The organism is Rhizobium sp. CIAT894, from assembly GCF_000172795.2.
Taxonomy (GTDB): domain Bacteria; phylum Pseudomonadota; class Alphaproteobacteria; order Rhizobiales; family Rhizobiaceae; genus Rhizobium.
This window is the reverse complement of the sequence record NZ_CP020950.1, coordinates 160,761-182,668: the sequence shown is the minus strand read 5'-3', so window position 1 is coordinate 182,668 and position 21,908 is coordinate 160,761. Positions and strand designations below refer to the sequence as shown.

General features: G+C 54.6%; 16 protein-coding genes and 1 pseudogene. 2 read left to right on the top strand and 15 right to left on the bottom strand.

The features are described 5' to 3' along the window. Positions 1–14 precede the first annotated feature (14 nt). Together RHEC894_RS24885 and RHEC894_RS24880 are read right to left on the bottom strand one after the other, a co-directional pair. A complete protein-coding gene (locus RHEC894_RS24885) occupies positions 15–422 on the bottom strand; it encodes a carboxymuconolactone decarboxylase family protein (protein WP_008534380.1) in 408 nt (135 codons plus the stop codon). Between the two features lie 72 nt (positions 423–494). Next, positions 495–1,004: a flavin reductase family protein gene (locus RHEC894_RS24880; RefSeq protein WP_085739621.1), complete on the bottom strand. Its 510-nt coding sequence runs from the start codon at positions 1,002–1,004 to the stop codon at positions 495–497. Between the two features lie 134 nt (positions 1,005–1,138). Between RHEC894_RS24880 and RHEC894_RS24875 the strand changes: the two genes are divergently transcribed. After that, entirely contained in the window at positions 1,139–1,906 is a 768-nt protein-coding gene (locus tag RHEC894_RS24875) for an SDR family oxidoreductase (RefSeq protein WP_064842546.1), read from the top strand. A 481-nt stretch (positions 1,907–2,387) separates the two neighbouring features. On the opposite strand, the pseudogene RHEC894_RS24870 reads toward RHEC894_RS24875, so the two are convergent. From RHEC894_RS24870 to RHEC894_RS24820, 11 genes and pseudogenes are all read right to left on the bottom strand, one after another. After that, positions 2,388–2,969, bottom strand: a pseudogene (locus RHEC894_RS24870) (transposase). After that, positions 2,872–3,267: a transposase gene (locus RHEC894_RS33540; protein WP_245339562.1), complete on the bottom strand. Its 396-nt coding sequence runs from the start codon at positions 3,265–3,267 to the stop codon at positions 2,872–2,874. The pseudogene RHEC894_RS24870 and the gene RHEC894_RS33540 overlap by 98 nt, the downstream one beginning before the upstream one ends. A gap of 190 nt (positions 3,268–3,457) precedes the next feature. After that, the gene (locus RHEC894_RS24865; protein ID WP_085739620.1) at positions 3,458–4,687 is read right to left on the bottom strand and encodes an alpha/beta hydrolase; all 1,230 of its coding nucleotides are present in this window, start codon (positions 4,685–4,687) and stop codon (positions 3,458–3,460) included. A 129-nt stretch (positions 4,688–4,816) separates the two neighbouring features. Next, entirely contained in the window at positions 4,817–5,506 is a 690-nt protein-coding gene (locus RHEC894_RS24860) for a GntR family transcriptional regulator (RefSeq protein ID WP_016737430.1), read from the bottom strand. A 120-nt stretch (positions 5,507–5,626) separates the two neighbouring features. After that, on the bottom strand, positions 5,627–6,421 hold the full coding sequence (locus RHEC894_RS24855; RefSeq protein ID WP_085739619.1) for an N-acyl homoserine lactonase family protein: 795 nt from the start codon (positions 6,419–6,421) through the stop codon (positions 5,627–5,629). Further along, positions 6,421–7,548, bottom strand: a complete 1,128-nt coding sequence (locus tag RHEC894_RS24850; protein ID WP_064842540.1) for a zinc-dependent alcohol dehydrogenase family protein — start codon at positions 7,546–7,548, stop codon at positions 6,421–6,423. The genes RHEC894_RS24855 and RHEC894_RS24850 overlap by 1 nt, the downstream gene beginning before the upstream one ends. Before the next feature lie 12 nt (positions 7,549–7,560). Next, a complete protein-coding gene (locus RHEC894_RS24845; protein ID WP_245339561.1) occupies positions 7,561–8,457 on the bottom strand; it encodes an MBL fold metallo-hydrolase in 897 nt (298 codons plus the stop codon). Positions 8,458–8,796: 339 nt separating this feature from the next. Further along, positions 8,797–11,355 carry an EAL domain-containing protein gene (locus RHEC894_RS24835; RefSeq protein ID WP_085739616.1) on the bottom strand — a complete coding sequence of 853 codons (2,559 nt, stop codon included), beginning with the start codon at positions 11,353–11,355 and terminating at the stop codon, positions 8,797–8,799. A 432-nt stretch (positions 11,356–11,787) separates the two neighbouring features. Next, positions 11,788–12,987 (bottom strand): ABC transporter substrate-binding protein, encoded by a 1,200-nt coding sequence (locus RHEC894_RS24830; RefSeq protein ID WP_008534366.1) that lies wholly within the window; start codon positions 12,985–12,987, stop codon positions 11,788–11,790. Between the two features lie 184 nt (positions 12,988–13,171). Beyond that, positions 13,172–15,685 (bottom strand): HAMP domain-containing methyl-accepting chemotaxis protein, encoded by a 2,514-nt coding sequence (locus RHEC894_RS24825; RefSeq protein WP_085739615.1) that lies wholly within the window; start codon positions 15,683–15,685, stop codon positions 13,172–13,174. A 211-nt stretch (positions 15,686–15,896) separates the two neighbouring features. Continuing rightward, on the bottom strand, positions 15,897–16,592 hold the full coding sequence (locus RHEC894_RS24820) for an SDR family oxidoreductase (protein WP_245339560.1): 696 nt from the start codon (positions 16,590–16,592) through the stop codon (positions 15,897–15,899). A 1,251-nt stretch (positions 16,593–17,843) separates the two neighbouring features. Between RHEC894_RS24820 and RHEC894_RS24815 the strand changes: the two genes are divergently transcribed. Further along, positions 17,844–18,878, top strand: a complete 1,035-nt coding sequence (locus tag RHEC894_RS24815) for an AraC family transcriptional regulator (RefSeq protein WP_085739613.1) — start codon at positions 17,844–17,846, stop codon at positions 18,876–18,878. A gap of 70 nt (positions 18,879–18,948) precedes the next feature. Here the strand turns inward: RHEC894_RS24815 and RHEC894_RS24810 are convergent, their stop codons facing one another. Together RHEC894_RS24810 and RHEC894_RS24800 are read right to left on the bottom strand one after the other, a co-directional pair. Next, positions 18,949–19,134 (bottom strand): hypothetical protein, encoded by a 186-nt coding sequence (locus RHEC894_RS24810; RefSeq protein WP_004673279.1) that lies wholly within the window; start codon positions 19,132–19,134, stop codon positions 18,949–18,951. A 521-nt stretch (positions 19,135–19,655) separates the two neighbouring features. After that, positions 19,656–21,665: a methyl-accepting chemotaxis protein gene (locus RHEC894_RS24800; RefSeq protein ID WP_085739611.1), complete on the bottom strand. Its 2,010-nt coding sequence runs from the start codon at positions 21,663–21,665 to the stop codon at positions 19,656–19,658. Positions 21,666–21,908 lie beyond the last annotated feature (243 nt).

The window sequence follows — 21,908 nt, the reverse complement described above, 5'->3', positions numbered from 1 at the left end:
AATGCGTTGAATAACTAGATGCCCATCTCGTCGAAAACTTCCGCTGCCACGCGGAAGCTGTCGATGGCCGCAGGAACACCGCAGTAAATCGAAACCTGGAGGAAAACCTCCCGAATTTCCTCTTTGGTAAGACCGTTGTTGATTGCTCCGCGAACATGCAGTTTCAGCTCATGCGGACGATTGAGGGCCGAAATCATCCCGAGATTGAGGATGCTGCGCTGCTTGCGCTCCAGGCCCGGCCGATTCCAAATCGCGTCCCAGCAGTATTCCGTGACGAGGGTTTGCATCGGCCAATTGAAGTCGGTGGCTTTGCTGACCGACGCATCAACATAGGCCCCCCCCAAGACTTCGCGCCGGGTCTTTAGTCCGCGCTCAAAGCGCTCTGTGACTTCACGTCCATGAATTTCTCTTGCGGGTGCCATATTGCTCACGCTTTTCTCCTTGCCGCCCTTGGGCTTTCGATGAGTGATGTGATTGGTGGTTAAAGCCACCTACTATGCGGCCGATCCACTGATGGACGACGACCTGACGAGTTGACCGTTTTCGTAGAGAAGCGGCGCGATTGACTCGATGAACCGTGCTTCGAGCACTTCTCCGAGCACAACATCATGCGTTCCAACGTGAACGACATCTTTTAGCTTGCAGACAAACGCCGCCTGCGCATCGGACAGGACCGGCATGCCGTCGAGAGACAGCCACTCGCCGTAATGAAAGCGCTCTTCACCCTTCAATTGCCCACTGAACAGCGGCACAAGACCGGCATGTGAAAGATGCAGCATGTTCACGGCGAACTTCCCGGAGATCTTCAAAGGCTGATTCACCGAAGCCGATTGGTTGATGCAGACAAGAACAGTTGGTGGGTCCGCGGTAACCGACTGGACCGCGGTGGCGGCCATGCCATGACGGACCCCGTTGAGTTCGGTCGTGATCAAGCAGATGGTTGATGTGAACCGACGCATAGCTGCCTTAAAAGCCAACTGCGCCTCAGTGCTGGTATCGGCCATATTGTCCTCCCACGGCCAAATTCGATCGAGCTTAGATAAACAGATCAGCAGACAATCTGTCAACCGGATTTTCACAATTGACAGATTGTCTGCTAAAATGTCTTCTAAGGCACCCAAAAATGAGGAGATGGTCGATGGATCTGGATCAAAGGGTTTGTATCGTCACAGGGGGCGGCAGCGGCATTGGTCGTGCGACCGCCGAGCTTTTCGCAAAGAACGGCGCCTATGTGGTTGTTGCTGATGTCAATGAAGACGCCGCGATTCGTGTGGCGAACGAGATCGGCTCGAAGGCTTTCGGTGTTCGCGTCGACGTCTCGTCCGCCAAGGACGCGGAAAGCATGGTTGAGAAGACGACCGCAAAGTGGGGCCGGGTCGACGTGCTCGTCAATAATGCCGGGTTCGGAACGACGGGGAATGTGGTGACCATTCCTGAAGAAACTTGGGACCGGATTATGTCCGTAAACGTCAAAGGGATCTTCCTTTGCTCAAAGTACGTCATTCCTGTTATGCGACGGAACGGCGGAGGTTCGATCATCAATACGACTTCCTACACCGCAACCTCAGCAATCGCGGACAGGACTGCCTACGTAGCATCGAAAGGAGCAATATCTTCGCTGACGCGCGCGATGGCCATGGATCATGCGAAAGAGGGAATTCGTGTCAACGCGGTCGCTCCAGGGACCATCGACTCTCCTTACTTCACGAAAATCTTCGCCGAAGCGAAGGACCCCGCGAAGCTTCGCAGCGATTTCAACGCCCGTGCCGTCATGGATCGGATGGGGACAGCTGAAGAGATTGCTGAAGCAATGCTTTTTCTTGCGTCCGATCGTTCGAGGTTCGCGACCGGTAGCATTCTGACGGTCGATGGCGGCTCCTCGATCGGAAACCACCTGGTCAAGTGAAGGAAAGGGCGGCACTCGTCATGCCCTTACATTTGAGGCAGGAACACCGGGTATAAGGCTCCAGCCTCGTTGATCATTGACGTGTTCGCAACCCGTCAATGACAGCACAGAGCTGTTGGCCTAGGCGCAGCTCTTGTCGGACTTGCGGCACGCTCCAGCAAATATGATAGAGAAGGAGAAGGACTGCCGGCGACAACTAGATCTAACAGCGGAAACTGGATCAAGGACAATTCGCAATTTTTGTCGAATAACCCCACGATGTCGGTCAGATGACGTCATGCGAGTGCCGACCTTCCGGAATAGCCGCATGCTGGTTCCGAATGCCCTCTATCGCAACGCTGTCGGCATAAGTTTAGTCCGGAATACAAGGTGATACGATCGTGTCCCGGGAGGTGGTGTAGGTCGCGGCTGATGGCCGTGCTTTCCCGACATGGGTCGGAGGGGATATCAGCGTGCCACAGCGGGCAGGCTGATTTGGGGATCATCTCATTTGGGCCATGGTCTCAAGTGTCAGATACCTGGCACGCTGGACGGCCCATTCGTCATTCTGTTCGAGCAGCAGTGCGCCGACGAGACGGACGATGGCTTCGTCGTTCGGAAAGATGCCGACGACCTCGGTGCGTCGCTTGATTTCGCCGTTGAGACGCTCAATTGGATTCGTCGAGTGCAGCTTTGCCCGGTGCTCTTTCGGGAAGGTCATGTAGGCGAGCACGTCCTCTTCAGCGTCGTCCATGATGGTGGCAAGCTTCGGCACTTTCGGCCTGATTTGATCGGCGACACTGCGCCATTGTGCGGCTTGCTGCCTCCGGGGTCTCCTGGGCAAAGGCCGTCGCGATGAAGGCGGATACGACCCGCCTGCCGCTCTTTCCAGCATGCGCGAGCACGTTCCTCATGAAGTGAACCCGAACCTTTGCCAAGTGGCATTGAGAACCTTGGAAACGGCAGCCTTGATGCCCTCATGTGCATCAGAGACAACCAACTTCACCCCGCGTAGACCGCGGCGCGTTAGCCTGCGAAGGAATTCCGCCCAGATCGGTTCGGCCTCCGAGGTGCCAACTTCCATACCCGGGACCTCGCGCCGACCGTCGGCGCGGTGCAAAGAAGCTCGGAAAGTAGCTGCCTGTGCGCAGCTTCGGAATGCGAAGCTCGACCGTTCCAGCTCGCGTCTCCCAATCGCGGTCACGGTAGCCATTGCGTTGTGCGAGCCGCATCGAGTTCTTCACACCGAAGTCTGCACCCGTAGCCGAGCCGACCTCCAACTCCATCAGCCGCTCGGCGGCAAAGCCAATCATCTCACGCAATAAATCTGCATCGGCACTCTTCTCAACAAGGGAGCGCACGTTCATCATGTCATTGGTCATCGGTGATCTTTCCGTCAGGTTGGTCTTGAACAACCCGACCCTAGCGGAAAACACTGATGGCCGCCCGCAAAGCCGATCACCCGCTACAGCGCAGCGAGAAGCGCGTGGGCACTCGGCTTTGCTACCTCCCGTCAGCTACACCAGGTGCTGGGACACGATCGGTAGACTGGCCAACGCGGTTGCTTTGTGATCAGCCGTTATCTTCGACGAACCGAATCGCGTCTTGCAAGAAGCTCCGGAAATAGTCAGGATTTTCGCACATCGGAAAGTGCCCAAGCCCCTCCATAACGACATGACGGCTGCCGGGAATGAGGGCCGCTAGCGCTGCTCCGTCTGCAGGCGTCGCAGAGTAGTCATAGGTCCCGGAGAGAAGAACGGTCGGTGTTCGCTTGGCATCAATCTTCGGACCGACGACGGCACCGTCGAACTCGTCGCTGTAGAACGAAAGATCGCCGGGATAAACTCCCGGAGCACCCTGCGAGTAGATCCAACTGGCGCGGCGTCGCTCTTCTTGCGGGCTGAGCGGGCTCATGATTCCGCGGACATAGGCTGAGTTATGAAGCGACCCATGAACGTTGACGTTGTGTTGAAAGGGGTTGCGACGGCCCTTTGACTTCAACGGCGGCTCGACCGCAATTACACCCATTAGACGTTCCGGTCGCTCCGCCGCCAGCACCATGGACATCGCCGCGCCCATAGATCCTCCAACGACGATAGCTCTGTCTCCGACGAGCTGGTCGAGTATCGCCGTGCACCAGGTCAGGTAGAGATCCGTTGTGAGTTGATAGGGCGAGCCGTCCCAAGTTAAAGGAGGCATCGAACGTCCGTGAAACGGCAGATCAACTGAGATCAATCGGTTCGTACGCGCAAACCCAGTGTCGGAGAGTTGCGGTAGAAACTGACGGCCGTCTGCGCCAGCCGTATGGAGGAAAAGGATAGGAGTTCCTGCACCGGCTTCCTCGTAAAAGATATCGTGTTCTACGCCGCCGACCTCTACCCGCTTATAGCGTCCGGTGACCTGTTCAATATTTCGATCGACCTTCGGCGCAACTAGGGGCGGAGACGCTACGACGATCTCGAACAGTCGCTCCAGAGCGGGACGCGCTTGAGCGATTGCTACGGGCGAACCAGATAACGTGAACTCAGGGTTAGCGAGTTGAAAGGCGGTGAACGAATGGTAGGTTGCCGGCGGCGGCACCTGCATAACCTTTTCCCAAGCTCCTTCTGGGGCACTCAGTATGACGTCAGCATTTTCGTCCGCGCCATCCAGTGCGACTATCCCGCCTCCCACAGCAAGTGATGACTTTTCTGGTCCAACTTGCAACGAGATCCGTGTTGTAAGACCTGGGGTCAGTCGCGGTAGCTCCGGATCTTCGATCGCCAGGGTTACGCGTTTAATCAGCTCGGCATGGGCGCCCATACGTCCTCCCTAACAAAATGATGTTGTTGGGAAGCCGCACTTCGTGTGTCTCACCTCCCATAAAAGAGGTAAGCAGATTTTCAGACAATCTGTCAACCTTAGCCGTCACCTGAACTTGGTTTTGTGGAACTACTCGGAGGTTTCGACGGGGTTCTTGCTCAAGTAGTCCAACGCCACCTTAGCCGCGATTTCGATATGGCGCTTGCAAAGTGCGGCTGCCCTGTCGCCATCACGCAACGCAATAGCGGCCGCAATCTCTCTTATCTCGAAAACGCTGTTCTGCAGCCGCCCTGGCTGGGTCATCGATGTCATCCGCAACAATGTGACCCGGTTGTGCAACGACGTGAGCATTTGCTTCACAAACACGTTCTTGCTGCCGGTCATCAAACAATCGTAAAAAGCGGTCTTGGCTTCGATGATCCGCGTTCCGGAACCGCTCTTGGCTGCGGCTTCGAACGCTTCCACGGTCTCGAGGAGAGCAACGATCTCTTCATTCGAACCGTTCTCGGCGAACTCCTGCCCGGCAAAGCTTTCAAGCAGCGCGCGTACACTATAAAGCTGCCTAGCCTCCTCGTAGCTGATAGTGCTGACAACCGGCCCCCGATGCGGATAGCTAGTAATAAGCCCTTCAGCTTCTAACTGGCGTAGCGCCTCGCGAACTGAAGTTCGGCCAACCCCGATGAGTTCGCACAACTCGCGCTCCACCAGCCGCTGCCCGGGCTTGAAACGGCCACTTGAAATAGCCTGCCGGAGCTTATCCTCAACAAGGATTCGAAGGGAGGCGTTTTGACGTGTAATCTGGAGGTCGATCGTTCCCATTCACAACAAACCTTCGATGAAATTTCTAGTGACGCACAGAATCAATATACTGCCGGAGCGTTTCGTAGGACAACCCGATTGTCTGCAAACAGCAAAAAATTTCAATCGGTTTATTGTGGGTCACAGGAGAACTCTAGCGAACTGGAGGTCTGGCGCAAGGGGAGAAAATTTCTGTAGCACCTCAGGGTCATGACCCGGAATGATGAGTCCGTTTGATCCGGCAAGGACGCGGAGCTTTTTGTAACCCTCGATGACCTCTAGGTAATCTGCAAACAGGGGAAACGCGCCGTTATTTTCAAGATAGTGCTGGAAATGAAGCGCGTCGGAAGCGATAACCAGCAAAGCGCCGCCTGTTGCCACCGTAACAACTTGCAAACCTTTCGAGTGACCGCCAACCAGATGCACCCTGCATCCAGGAACAATTTCCCCATCCCCATCATGGAACCGTACCCGTGACTGAAAAACGAGCCGGACCGCGTCGACGACACCTTCTGTAGCAAAAGGCCGACGCATTCGCTCATGGCACATACACCGCCCCGTTCCATACGCCATCTCCCGATCCTGAATGTGAAAAGTGGCGTTAGGAAAGGCCGGGAGGTTTCCGGCGTGATCGTAGTGCAGGTGTGTCACAACGACATCAGTAATATCGCTGGATTTGATGCCAAGGCTGCTCAGTGCTGCCACCGGATGGATCAAGAGGGTCCGCCCTCTGGCCGCGCCCTCTCCGGCTTCGAAACCAGTGTCAACAAGAATTAATCGGTCCTCGAGACGGATCAGCCACACGAAGTAGTCGATTTGTGATGGACGATCATGAATGTCATCCGTCTCTAGTATCAGGTCACTTACTGGTCTTTGCGCGGTGCCGTAATGGATGGCGAGCACTGTCCACTCGTTCAAGAGAATTCTCCCCGCCATCAGTCCATCAAGACTAGGTGTCGATTGATCTCGGCCCTGTCAAGACGGTCGAAAACCTCATTGATCTCATCAAGGGGGCCAGTGCTCGACAGCAATTTGTCCACTGGCAGCTTACCTTTGAGGTAAAGGTCGATATAGCGGGGTATGTCGCGCGATGGCACGCAGGAACCCATATAGCTGCCCTTGATCGTTCTCTCCTCTCCGACCAACGGCAAGGGCGAAACCTCGAAACGGGAATTTGCGCTGGCCAGTCCGGCCGTAGCGGTCATCCCTCCGCGCCGGGTAATCTCATATGCAAGCTCGAATGCCTTTTTGGATCCAGCCATCTCTATCGCGTAGTCTACCCCGCCGCTTGTCGCGCCTTTTACTTGGGCAACAATATCCGGCGAGGTGGCCAAAAAAGTCTTCGTCGCTCCCAGCTCCTTGGCAAGATCCAGCTTCGCTTGGATTAGGTCGATCGCCACGATATCGCTTGCACCGCTCGCAACAGCGCCAAGTATCGCCGAAAGGCCTACGCCGCCGAGCCCGATTACCGCCACACTACGGCCTGGGCGGACCCCACACGTGTTCATCACAGCACCAACGCCGGTCATAACGGCACAGCCGAAGAGAGCAGCTGTCGCCAAATCGATATCTTTGGTCACTTTGACTACCGAGCTCGCCGACACGACAGCATATTCGGAAAACGCAGAAACGCCGCTATGGTGGTTAATTTCGTATCCTCTCAAACGGATGTGCTTGCCGCCGGATAGAAGCGTTCCTGCAGCATTGGCCTGGTAGCCCGGTTCGCAGAGGCTGGCGCGGCCTTCAGCGCAATATGAGCAATGGCCACAAACCGGCAGAAATGACATGACTACATGGTCACCAACCTCAACCTTCTCGACACTCGGTCCGATGGCTGCGACGACGCCAGATGCCTCATGGCCTAGAGCGACTGGAAGCGGGCGCGGTCTGTCCCCATTGATTGCGGACAGGTCAGAGTGACAGACACCGGCAGCCTTGATCTTGACCAACACCTCCATGGGGCCAGGCGGCGTCAGTTCCACAAGCTCAATCTTAAGAGGTTTCGAATTTGAATAGGGCTTCGGCAGACCCGACTCCCTGAGGATTACCGAACGTATCTGCATCTTTGAAATTCCTTATCGATGTGCAAGCAACTGCATTGGAGCGGGGATGTAGCGGAATCCGTCTCCGTTTCGCACCACATGCCCGGCACCTGGCCATGCGAAGTGATAGGACATTACCGCAATGCGATCTGTCGCCAGCATATCAAGCACGCGCGTGCGGGATCTAGCTGACAGCTTCGGGTCCGTGTCGTATCGGAATTCCATCATCGGCCTCTCCATCAACAGGATATGATGATGCGTAAGGTCGCCGAGAAAACAGAGGCGATCGTTTCCCGACTGCAGCATAAAACAATGATGACCGAGCGTGTGGCCGGGGGCCGAAATCGCGTGAACGCCCGGCAAGAACTCCTCGCCGTCTTTGAAAAAGAAGGTCCGATCCTTGTGGGGAAGCAGGTTTCGCCGAGCGTTATCGATTTGAAATTGAAATGAAGAATCGATCGACGACCCGTCCGTCCAGTCCGTGAAGTCTCGCTCACTGATGAAGATGTCGGCGTTCGGGAAATTTAACCTTCCATTGGCATCGCACAGACCGCCGATATGATCGATATGGGCGTGCGACAGAACCACCGCATCGATCTCCGTCGGATCTCGACCTGCCTCTCTCAGGCTGGCTAGGAGTCGACCTGTGGTGGGCCCGAAAGCTTTTGAAGACCCCATCCCGGTATCAAATAGAATTGTTCTTCCATTTATCTCAACAAGCGGCACGTTTTGCTCGAGTACAACTTTGTTCGTTGGCAGGAAATTGTCCTCTAGCATCAGGCTGACCGTGCGTGGCTCTACCCCCAAGAAGTTCAGGCGAGGATCTCCTAGCTCTAACGGCCCGTCGGACAGTACCGTGATTTTTCCATCGCCAAATTCGAACGGATAAAAATACGGAAGCTTGGCCAGGTGATGCATACTAAGAGACACTGATTTTCCTCCCATCAGGTGCTTGGCGACATTTTTGGCAGATTGTATGATAATCTGTCAAATATTTTTGAAGAAAGCCATATCGAGAACGACTGCCTTGCTTTAGGAGCCGGTGTACCGCGTTTTCCGCGGCCTACCGAATGCCGCGCAGTAGGAGCAGAGCATTCGAGAATGCGGCTCGCGGGGCCGCACAACGCATGGTCGTTGACCCAGCGTTGCCCCCTGTTCCGCGAAAAACCGCAGACATTCAGAGATTGACGAGGCTCAAGTTGCGTTGTCTCACAGCGCGCACCGCATCACCGTCCATCAGACAGGTGCATTTTCCCTTATTCGCGCTCATCATCGCGAAGCGGCGTAACGATCTGAAACGAAGCCGGTGGCGGACGCGCGCACCCAAAGAGCGATCAATTCCATCTTCGGCAGGGCCTTGCTGTAAAAGAAGCCTTGCGCCGAACCGCATCCGTTCGCTGCGAGAAATGCTGCCTGCTCGGCGGTCTCAACACCTTCCGCCACCACGTCCTGTCCAAGACATTGTGCAATGGACAGAATCGCTTTGACCAATTCTTCGTTCCTTTTGTCCGAGCTATTTATGAATGACCGATCGATCTTCAGCGTGTCGATCGGGAAGCGGGCTAGATAGTTGAGCGCCGAGTAACCGGTGCCAAAATCATCGATAGCAATCGAAAATCCCATTTGACGCAGCTTAAGAAGCGTCTGCAGGGTCTCGCCCTTCCGATCGAGAAGCAGACTCTCCGTGATTTCGATTTCGATCCATTCCGCGCGGCAACCGGTTTCACCGAGGATTTCAGCGATCTCGTTTACCAACCGTGAGCATTGGAATTGCTTACCCGAAAGGTTGACTGCAATCTTGTGCAGGTGGTGGCAATCGGCGTTCAGCTCCTTCGCCGTCTTGCACGCTTCACGCAGCACCCATCGCCCGAGTTCAACGATCAGCCCGGTATCCTCAGCGACCGGAATGAATCGAACCGGCGGAATCATGCCCATCTCGGGATGAGGCCATCTCAACAACGCTTCCGATCCTATCATAACGCCGCTGTCCAGAAGCACCTTGGGCTGGTAGTGCAGCTCCAATTCTTCGCGCTCGATAGCGCGGCGCAATTCAGATTCCAACTGCATGCGCTCCTCCACGCCAACAGTCAAATCCTTCGAATAAAAGCGAAAACTGTTTCTCCCCGAGCGTTTGGCAAGATACATCGCAGAGTCGGCGTATTTCACCAGATCGTTGACATCTGTGCTGTCGTCGGGCGAGATCGCGATGCCTACACTGCATGACACGTAGACTTCCTTGCTATCCAATAGGAAAGATTCCTTGAATCTCTCGAGGATCGAGCACGCAACCCAATCGAGATCGTCGGTTGTCTGGATTTCCGGCAACAGAATCGCGAACTCGTCGCCGCCGAGACGCGCAACCGTGTCGAGATCGCGGACAGATTTCTTAAGCCGGATAGCGACCTGGCAGAGTAGTTGATCACCCACAGGGTGACCCATCGTATCGTTCACGACTTTGAAATGGTCGATGTCAATCAGCATTACCCCTGTCCGCCGACGTTGAGACGACGCGTCACTGACGACCTGTTGCAATCGCTCGTTAAACAGCAAGCGGTTCGGCAAAGAAGTCACCGGATCGTAAAAGGCCATTTGCCTGATTTTTTCCCGCGAGGCGTTCAGTTCCGTGACATCGCGAGAGACCCCGAGGACTCCTGTAACCTCTCCCCCGGCGCCGAGGACCGCAAGTTTACGTGTTTCGAGAAGAATGGACTGACCGTTCTCCGGGGAAACCACCCAATTCTCGTCGATAAGTATGCCACCGGCTTCGATCGTGGCCTCATCAGATTTTCCGGAAATGTGAGCTCTCTCAGCCCCGAACAATTCAAGGTCCGTTTTTCCAACGACCTCCGCCTCCGATTTCCCGGTCAGCCGCTCAAATGCGTGATTGCACAACAGGTGTACGCCATCCACATTCTTTACCCAAACCATGTCAGGAATGGTTTGCAGCACACTTAGCAATTGCGTCCGCACGGAGTTGATGGCGTCTTCCGCCTGCCTTCGTTCCGTGACATCACGCGAAAATGCCAGGAGCGTGGTGGCGGCGTCAGGATCGGCGCTTGGTCGTCTAGCCACCGACAACTCGAACCATCGGGTCTCGCCGTTTGGCAAGGATACGCTAATGCATCGACCGTAGGCAACTCCTTCACTGCTTGCAGTTCGAAGCGCCTCCATTGCAATAGCCGCTTGATCAGGCGCAAGAACTTGGTCGACCGTCCTACCCAGTAGCATTTCCCGCTGCTGGGCTAGTAGTTCGGGATTTCTGGTCCAGACCTGAAGATATCGCCCATCCTCGTCGACCTCAAACAGAACGTCTGGAATAGCGGTGACGATCCCTTGGGCTAGTTCGAGAGCGTTTTTGAGTTCCTGCTCCGCCAACTTGTGTTCGGTTATGTCGATGATAACGCCAATCAGACCCGCGGGCTCGTCGTCGTGACCTCTGAAAACTGCCTTGTTGCAGACAACATCCAGGATGGCGCCGTTTGCGAGAGCGATCTTACGCTCGGAGACTTGGGCTCCACCCCTTTCAAGAAGGCCTTTCTCTTCAATAGAATAAATTTCCGCCAGTTGCGTTGAACTGAGATCAAAATCTGTATTCCCGATGATCTCGTCGCGCGAGCGACCGAGGAGATCTTCGAAAACCTTGTTGCAACCGACATAGCGACCGCGCAGATCTTTGAAGAAAATTGGGAGGGGCAACACGCCGATCAATGCTTCAAGCAGCGCTCCTCGGTCGGCTGAGGTATCATGATGCAGCGCTTCGTCTCTCCGGCGATTGCGCCTTTTCTGAAAAAAGGAGCGTTGCCAAAGCGGTTGTAAAGTCGAATTCATCGTGAAGCTCCTTACCGAGGGCCAAGACAGGATGCATCATCCATCCGATCAGGAATTCCGGGAACGCCACCCAAATCATTCGAGCAACAAATTGATGCAGATATGTCAGTAAGGCGTCGAACCGCGCGTCGGCCTGAGCCGGATAGTGCGGTCGGAAATGAACTTTGCTTTCACATTCGAAGCAACAACCTTCGCGGCAGCACGTAGATTGATTGGCGCAATGAGTATGTTGTCCCGTTTGGCGAGAGGAGGGCCGGAGGAAGAATGCTACCGCGGAGCAAATATGTTCGTTGGAACCGGATCGCTTGTCTCATGTCTCCTGAGGCGACCCGGGCACTTCCCAATTTGAACTGTCATTCCTTAGCGCAGCCTACCTTGCACGAGAGCCGATCATGAAGGCACCGCATTCCACACAGACCCCGCATGCGATCTTCAATCGGCCGGCTTCCAGGAGAGCGGATCCGCTGGGTTATCGAAATATTTAGCAGCAGCGCTGGCAGACCACCAAGCTGTATTCTTCGGCTCGATCCAATCCTCAGAGTTAGGATCGCAATCAGCTGGCAAATCCGCCATTACATCCTCTATGGTACTGGGAATTGCTGGCCGCAGGATTGTCTGAATTTTGGGGCCCTGTCCCTCAAGAGTTCGCATCATTACGTCCCATACGAAACCCGCCTCAGAGCGCGGCGGCCAGAAATGAAAACTCTTGCTTACGAAGTCGGGGTTCCGTCGCCAGTAACAGGCTGCCGAAGCTTCGCCCCCTAGAACGATTGGGATCATGTCGCGCCCGGACTGGCGCACCGCGTTGATAACACCATTCTCAGCTCCCGACTGAACGATAATACCATCAATTCGACCGGGATTCGCTGCAAGGAATTTTTGCACCTCGGCCTGCGCGACCTTGTCTGTCCATTTCCCGTCGACATGACCTACGATCTTTATCTCGGGATAATACTCCAGAGCCTTCTTTGCGCCGACGTCAAAGCTGTCCGAGGAGGCAAAGCCGGAGATCCCCGAAACGAGAAGCACATTGCCACTTCCTTCGATTTCTTCAGCGAGCCACTTCGCCGCCTCAAACCCGCCTTGCATGTTGTTCTCAGTTGCGTTGACGGCGAACGGCGATGTTACGTAACCAGAGTACGAGAACACAGGCACTCCTTTTGAATACGCATACTCTATCGTAGGATTAAGCGCCGTGAGATTCGAACAGCAGATAATAATTGCATCGACGCCGTCGTCTACCATCTGCCGCATCTGCCTGATCTGGACAGCGTCTTCAAGATTTGACTGGGTGACGATGAACTCGGAGACTAGCCCCGCTTTCTTGAAAGCTGGAACAATCTTGTTTGTGAACTCATCAAGAATACTCGCACGCCAAGAATTGTCAGCATATGTCGATGCGTACCCAATTTTCCACGGCGGTGCTCGCTGTGCCTTAAACGTGCGGAAGACAGATTCACCTGTAGGCAACTTTGGATCGAGCAACTCGTAGGTTTTTCGTTCCTCCCGCGGCAATTCCGTAAGGCCACCGGCGGCCGCTACAGAAGGGATCACCAAGCCGGTGATTAGAATAATGGCTCTTGTAATTTCACGTATGCGCACGGATTTGATACCTCTCGTGTCTCTGAGCATTGCAAAGCAGTTGATCTCTTGAAGGTTGATCGGCTCTAAGTGGGTTTTTTACAGTCAGACGGGCGGCGAAAGGGAGACCAAGCGCCTAAGGCCGGATTTCGCTTCCGTAAGCGGATTTCCCTTCAGTAGAACGCCGCTATCACAGTGGCCATCCGACGCGTGGCAGTCTCGTTCGATGCGCAGCTTACGCCACTAACCTAACCCGACGCGTCGACTTATCTTCGGTCAATTTGAATGAAGCGAGCCGCTCGCTGAGTTCGTTAGTCTGATCCGAGAGAGTCTTTGCCGCGGCATTTGTCTGCTCGGCCATGGCAGCGTTTTGTTGTGTTCCCTGGTCAAGTACATTGACGTTATTGTTGATCTCGGCGAGGGACGCCGCTTGCTCGCGGCTCGAATTGACGATTTGATCAATCCGATCGGAAATCTTCAAGATCGACGCCGTTATGTTGTGTAACGCCTCACCTGCTTTCCCCACGTAATCTGAGCCGATCGCCACCTCCGAAGAGGATTCCGAAATCAGGTGGCGAATCTCGCGGGCTGCAGCTGATGATTTCTGGGCAAGTTCGCGCACTTCCTGGGCTACGACTGCAAAACCCTTTCCGGCATCTCCAGCACGAGCCGCCTCGACACCAGCATTTAGTGCCAAAAGATTCGTCTGGAACGCAATCGTATCGATCAAACCAATGATTTGGCCGATCTTGTGGGACGCGTCTTCTATTCTGCCCATTGCGTTGATCGCATCGGTCACAATGGTTGCCGCACCCTCGGCGTGTTCTTTAACAACAGACACGAAAGCCTGGGTTTCATAGGCATTTTCGGATGATTTTCTGACCGTGACCGTCACCTGTTCGACGGCGGCCGCAGCCTCCTCCAGTGAGGCGGCTTGCAATTCAGTTCGCCGCGACAGATCATCTGAGGCTTTGAAAAGCTCGCTGGTTCCCCATTGAATTTGATTGGTATTCTCGTCGATATGAGACACTGTCTCTCTCAGGATCGAAAGCGAGTGATTGAAATCGCGCCTCAGCGGCTCAAGATTGGGATGGAATTGGCGGTCAATTTCTTGAGAGATGTCGCCACGCGCCAATCGAGATAACGCCTCTCCTAGAATGGTGACGGCAGTTGCGACCTCCTCCTCCATCTGAGCGCGTTCGCGTTCACGATCCATCCGCTCCTGTTCAACGGTTTTCCTATCGGCTTCCGTTCGTGTCTCGATGTCCATCTTCGAGACAGCATTTTCACGGAAAACCTCGAGTGCGCGAGCCATTTCACCTATTTCGTCTCTCCGGTCACGCCCGACAATCTGCGATCGAAGATCGCCCTTTGCAAGCTCTTGCATGCGCTTCGCGATCCGTTCGATCGGGGCGCGAAGCGTCGCCATCAGGCCGGCGCCAGCCGCCAAGGCTACCAAGACGCCGGACACTGTGGCGATAGTTGACAGCAAGCGGGCAAGATTGCTTTCATTGCGAGCATCGTTTTCCTGAGTTGCTGCAAAGGTTACGAGGTTTTTCCAGATCTCCTGGCCGGTTTTGTCCGCCTCAGAATATTGCGCTTGGCGGGCTTCCGCTATCTTGACCAGCTTCTCTGTGTTCTCTTGGATAGAATCCACCTGGGCGAATAGATCTTCCTGCATTTTATCGAAGCCAGATATCGAGCTGGCAACGCCTCCAACTGCAACGGTGTCACGCGCCAATTTTGTAAGTTGCTCAACGAGGCGCTGCTGATTCTCTGCGTTGGCTGTACGGAACAGGTTATTGATTTCGATTTCGATCGAATCGGCGTCCTGCCCGATCGTTGTCGCCGTCGCAACAAGCATTTCGGAATCCGTCAACGCTTTATCCAACGCCCGGATCGCATTTGTTCCTTCAATCATGTGCTGGATCGCATCCACTCGCAGGTTCGTCGCAAAGCTCTGTAGGTCAGAGCCGGCAAGCCGTGTGGAAGGGTCGACAAATTCGGGGTTGGCGATTAGCTTGGCGATAGTCCTCTCAATTTTAGTAACGGCCTGCTCGTCAGCAGTCGAGACTACCCGCTTTACTGTTTTTAGCGACTTTTTGATCACAAGCCCTTGCTGGGCGACAGTCGGAGGCTGCTTCGCTCCGTCCGGCAAGCTCACCAAGTCTTGCGCCATGTGTTGCATAACTGATGCCGTATCGAGTGAGCGGGTAGCCTCCCGGAGCATGGTTTTCCCGGAGTTCTCCTGATTGCGTACTTGTGAGCGCACATCAACCGCAGCCAATTTAAGGGCGCCTCCGACCTCCTTGATCTTGGACAAGTTGGAAACAATGTCGCTGCGAACGGATTCCTCGTCATTATGCAAAGACCACATGCGGCCGATGCTGCCCGAGATAACGGACATTGCCGATACACTGTTTTCGAGCGCACCAGTTTCGCTCCCGCTACCTGCCGCCGCTTCCTGGAGCGACTGCATGGTTGCGCTCTGCCCGTTTAAACTTGTCAGCGCCTCATCTCGGTACTCCGTTGAGCTTTGCGCCAAAAAGCGGTTCATGCTTTCCGCGACACTTCGAAACCCGCTCAAGGTCTGAAGAACCTCATTTGAAAGCCGAAGACGAGACTGAAGCAAGCCAGTTGCTTTTAAGCCGACCCCACCAACTGCCGCCAATATCAGGATCAAGGGTACAAGTACCAATAACACCTTTGCTCTTATGGTAAAGGTGGACAACAGGCGATCGACGAACATACTTACCTCCAAAGGGCTCAAACGGTGCTGGGGCCTCGCTTTTGGAATAGTAATGTTTGAGCCTGAACGAACATGGATAAGAGTTTCACTAAAACAATCGAAACTCTTTTACGTGTTGTTAGGATTTGACCTCTTACCCATTGCGTCTTTCGAGAAACTTAACGGAAGGTTAATACCTGCAGATTTGCCGGATCAGAACGTGGGAGTGGATCTATCTGCACCGAGGATCGATCTCCAGCACGTTCCCTGTCAGCTTTCCGGACAGTTGCGAATTCGCCAGGAATTGCACGGCGTGGATCACTGTTCGAAGCACGTCATTTTCGCTTGAAGACGTAGAGTTCACATCGCTGGCGTGTACAGCATTTATCCTCAGCCCGGAACCGAAATATTGCCTAGCAATTGCGGAGGTAGTAGTGCGCAACGCCGCTTGAAGGACGGCTTCTGCTTCCAGCGAGGTCGTCTCTTCGAACCATGCGACGTCCACTACGGCAAGCTCCGCGCCCTGAAGTCGAGAGCTAAAGGCACCTGTAACTCTGATTAGATTGGATACGGCATCAAGCCCCAGATTCGCGCTGGATAGTGATCCCGTTACAGTTTGGGTTGTTTCATTTCTGCGGAAAACTATGTTCACCAGAACGTCGACCCGTCTCCAGCGCAAATACACCTGGTCAGCCATTGAGTTGACGTAAACGTCTCTGTTCGGGTTGACTTTGACCGGTAAAAAATTGTTTCCCTGGCCTTCAGCCAGGGAGGCGAAGTCGGCGGGATTGGCGTCGCCTACGGCGACCCGATAGCCTTTTTCTATAAATGAGCGCGCCAAACAAAGACCAACAGGATTTGACGCGCCTATCAAGACACAGACTTTTTCCCCAGGAGACATGTTGGCGTCACTGTCACGTTCAACCAATACCTCGGTCGATGGAGTATGACACGCCTTGTGAGTCAGAGACGCTTGTATCACGCGCCGGTCGCCGCTTCCGGCAGATTAAGAAGGTCGACAATTTGTGCATTTTTGGCCAAGTTTAGCACTTATAACTCCCGGTCCGTCGCTGCGTCTCCCGCGAACAAGCAATGCGCGGGCGATATAGTAAAATTTTTGTCCGACAATCTGTCAATTCCTTTTTGCGATTTTCGGCGGACACATGTCGAGACCGGCGTCATTTTGAGGCCTCATGCCCGCAATGCCGTAAGCATCGGTATTCCGACACCCGGTTGAGTTTGATGTGGTCTTTCCTGTTAGTTTTCTCCCGCCGCCACGTTCCGATTTGATCGCGCTTTTCGCGTTCGCGCGGCACAGACAACAGCACGCCTATGGCAGCACAAGCTGTTTGACCATCATCAGGTTTCGTCCTTAAGCTCTTCTTTTGCCCAATCAGATCGCCCGGAGTGCGTACCCGCTAAGAAGAGCCTAAAGTCAACTCAATGCGACGAGGCGCGGCTTACGCATTGATATTTGCCGCGACCGCCTCGCTTAGTAGGCCAAAAGAACTCGTCGACGTCTTTGCGTCTCCGAGTGTTGAGCCTGGAGCGTGCCTCTATTATACGCCATAACCGAAGTATGCTGATGCGCAGGTTAAGAGGACCAGCGTGTGGCGAAATCGTGGGGCCATCCTACAGCACAATCATTTTTCTCCGTGTCGACTCAACGGCCTCCAAGGTCGGTTGGCGTAGGTTCTCTCCCACTCATAGCACTCCCACCCTTCCCGTGACGGGCTGCGATCGAAAGCAGCCCGTCACCCCTCGCCTTGGGAGGCATCTTTAGATTGATTTCCCGTGCGGGAACTCCACTAGAACCGTGGCAGATTTCCCTGATGCTGCCTTGCCTTTGATCAGGAATAGCATTAACGTATATCAGACAATCTGTCAATCTGTTCGGGGGCTTGTGAAAGCCAGTCATCGCAACATTAGAGGCTTCCCAACTGCAGCGCTGAAAAACTAGGAGGCCATCTCGAGCGGGAGAACGTGGATGTCGGTGCTGGTGATGATCCGCCATCACGAAAGCCTAGGGAATGAGAGATTCAACCGGCCTCCACAAAGGTCCGAATCGGTCATGTACGCGATCAAAATCGCTCGCACGCCATCCGGTCTCGAGCTTTGAATGTTTGGAAAACTAGTCCCGGCATGTGCGAGTTGGTGTTCATAGATAGGTTTATATTGGATGACCGAAAGTTTGTTCAGCAAGCCCGATGAAGGGACCTTAGTGAAAGACAGCTTTATCGAGGGCTCCGATCCCGAACGTCTTTTGCCTTTGATATCATCGCCCCTGGCGTCCTCTGACCTTGCTCAACACGACAGTAGATCGCTTAACTCTCGCTGCAGTCGAATTTCCCTTGATGGTTTTGGCGTTGCGGATGCCCATCATGAAGAGGCGTTCTCGGTCATGATAGATTCCCCAGTTGACGTCGTAACGGTCTTCCTGCCGGCGTCCGGGAATGCAGTCTTTCATTGGTCTGGGCAACAGGTAGAGTCGCCGCATGTTGCAAATGCTCCGCTGAATGCCCGACAAGATGGCATAAGATCTCAACTGTCATTGACGATCGATACGCAATCCTTGCGTGACAAGCTTTCTCGCATGCTCGATCGGACGATCAGCGGAAATCTGCAAATTCAGCCGACCCTTGATCTTGCATCGAGCGCGGGAACGCTCATGCGAGAACTAGCCCTGTCTGCCCATCGCGGCCTCAGTGCCGGGGGGGCTCTGCGACAATGCCCGTCGGCCTATAGCTCGCTCCTCGACGCGATAGAGTACCTTTTGATCGAAAGCTGTATGCATCGCTATACCGATGAACTTCGTCGTCCGGCTCCGTCTCCCACGCCTCGCCACGTGAAACGGGCAATGGAGTTTATGGAAGAGCATATGGCTCAACCCATTTCCCTTAACGATATCGCCGCTGCGGCCAAGGTCAGCGTGCGGACTTTGCAGCACGGCTTCCGACAATTTCGCAATACCAGCCCCACAATGCACCTCCGAGACTTGCGTATGTGCGCAGCTCGACAGGAACTGCTGCAAAACGGCGCTAAAATCAGCGTTTCGGAAATAGCGCTTAAGTGGGGCTTCACACACCTCGGCCGTTTTGCTGCAGAGTACAAGAGACGTTACGGCGAACTGCCATCTAAAACAGTGCATATGAGCGATGTTCTGCCGCTTAGGCGATCTATGTGTGCTTCGCAGGCCTCTCCGCCCGAAAGCTGACCCGGAAATAGCCCTTCGCGATGGCGCTGTGGTTCGCAGCGCTCCACCGGGCTATACCATCGCTGCGCCCTTAATTTTTCGGTCTGTCGCCACAGACGGTCAGCAGCCGAGCGTACAGTGCTTCAAGGTGATTGGTGATTTGGATCATTTGCAGCCGCTCTTGCTCCAGGCGCTGCGACTGTGCATCTTCGTGGCTTTCTAAGTGGGTATCTGTCTTAGCCTGTTGCCCGAAATTGATTGCGATAACTTTGGACATCTTCGAACTCTCCTTGAATTTCGTTAATACTCCGCGTCTTGAAGGAAGACAGTCGCGGAAGGTGAAAAAGCAAAAGTCTGCTAGGCAGCTGCGATGCGTCCTGATTGGTGCCAAACCTTTGCTCAAAACTAAGGAAGCATTCCATCCCTTGTTCAAGCGCAGTGATTTCGTAGCTGAAGGTTGGGTCGACGTCGCGCCTAAGTCCGAACCGGTTGGATCCGATCGCCGTTGATCGATAGAATGCCAGAGACCTGATCGACGACCGGGCCGATGATACCATCTGCTACCTCAACGACGACAATGGCGCTGTGGCTAGACCGATGGCATTGGTTATCTCGGCAGCAAGCTCTATCACCGGAATGACAGAACCGGCAGATCCCTGAACCGAGAACATGCGTTAGGGGCAGCGGCGTCGCCTCTGCTAACCCCCGGATTTCCGGGATCAACGTCGTCTTCATGCAGAACTGCTGGCTGCCAGATGGAAACCGATAATATCCTGCGGTGAATTATGACATAATTCATTAAAACTCTTCCCATTCCTTAGTCGCGACAGCGGCTGTAGTACGTCCGCCGAAGGCGCCGGCAAGCTTCTGGGAGAGGGCACGCGCTGGCGAGGCGGCCGGCTTACCGTTCTGGTGGGCAACACGCCGTACAGAAGTCGAACCGTCGAGCCTGAAGCGCGCAATAAGCCGCGCCAGATTGGAAGCCTCATCCGCCAACCGGTTGGTGGCCGCCGTCGATTCTTCCACCATCGCCGCATTCTGCTGGGTTGTCTGATCCATCTGGTTGACCGCAGTGCTGACTTCCGCCAGCCCGGTCGATTGCTCTCGAGCCGCTGTCGAGATCGTATGAACGTGCTCGTTCACCTTGATCACGTGGCCTCGGATTAGACCAAGGGCATCGCCTGTGGCCGTTACCAGCCTGACCCCAGTTTTGACCTCGTCGCCGGACCGGTTGATCAGCGCCTTGATATCCTTGGCGGCAGTGGCGGAGCGCTGTGCCAGTTCACGCACCTCCTGAGCCACAACGGCGAAACCCTTTCCAGCGTCACCCGCACGCGCCGCCTCGACGCCGGCGTTAAGGGCCAAAAGATTGGTCTGGAAGGCGATCTCGTCAATGACGTTAATGATCTGGCCGATTTCATCCGAGGCCTGCTCGATGCGGCCCATGGCGGCGACCGCGTCTTTGACAACCGCGCTCGACTGCTCGGTGCTTCTGCGTGCCTCATCGACCATATGGCTGGCTTCCGTGGCTCTTTCTGTCGAGCTTTTTACCGCCACCGTGATTTCCTCAAGCGCCGAAGAGGTCTCCTCCAGAGCCGCGGCTTGCTGTTCCGTGCGCTTTGAAAGGTCGCCTGAGGCGATGCGCATCTCGCCGGCTCCGCCGTTGATCGTGTCGACGGCGGAGCGAACCTCGCCTAATACGGATCGAAGGGCTGCCATGGTGGCGTTGACATTACTCTTCAGTTCACCAAAGGCTCCCTGAAACTCGCCGCACATGTTTTCCGTCAGATCCCCATCGGCAAGCGCTGAGATAACTCGGCGAGTTTCGGCGATGCCCCGGTCAACAGAGGTGACCAGCTCGTTGACGCTTCCTGCAAAACGGTCGAGAGCCGCATCGCCGTATTTCTTGGTGATGCGATGGGTGAAGTCACCGGCTACGGCGGCTGACACCACCTCGGCAATGCTCGACTGCAAGTCGGCGCTCTTGGCCTGCAACGCGGCCTCCTGCGCGTTCAGATCGCGGGCCTTGATGCTGTTTTTCTTGAATACCTCAACGGCTCTCGACATCTTGCCGATTTCGTCGGCGCGCATTGCGAAAGGAACCTCAGTGTCGAGATTACCATCTGCCAGTACGCCCATCGTGGTAGTCAACCGCGAGATCGGATCGGTAATCTTCCGGATGCAGTAAAGCAGGGCTATAATGCCCGTCGTAGTTGCCAGCGCCATGGCAAGAATGGTGACCAAAACCGTCGATGAAACGGCGCCCATCGTGTTTCCGACGGCCGCAACTCCACCACGCTTGTTAACTGCGACATCCTGGTCAAGGAGCGCTCCACTATCATTATACAGTTTCGTCGTGGCGTCACTCGTTAGAAGAGCAAATGCTTCATCCTTCTTGCCTGCCTGCATTAGTTTAACAATCCGCTCGCCATCCTCCTGATATTGCGTCCACAAAGCGGAGAACGCGTCATAGGCCTGACGCTCCTCGCCGGATGTCACCATCGGCTCATATTCACCACGGGCATTCGCCAGATCCTCCATCTTCTGGCGGAAGGTGGTGATATTATGCGCAAGGCTCGTCGAATCTGATGATTTTGTCACCAGCCTGAACTGCAGGATGCGGTAGTCCCCGGTGATCGTATTGATCCGATTTATCACATCGATCGATGGCAGCCAGTTGCTGGCAACTTCGGATATATTGCTCCTAATGGACAGCAGCTTGACGATACTCACGATGCCCTGGCCCGCCGCGAGAAGAGAGAGTAGAACAAATATCAAAGATAAAGCGAGTCTAATGGACTTGGGCATAAAGGCAAACCTTTTAGGTGAGGTGGACGATCGACTTGTCTACTCAAATCTTCCAATTGCCGTTTCATTCATTCGAACGGCAGATCAATCTTGTGGGTCTGTGACATAGCTGAGAATACCTATTGGTTGCGTTGGTTAATGAAGCCTTTCCTGCCCGTCTCGAATGCAAAAAGACGACGTTTTAAGGATAGTCAGGCGTCCAATGGATCGTCCGCGCTTACAAGGAGGATGCAGCCGGCAAAT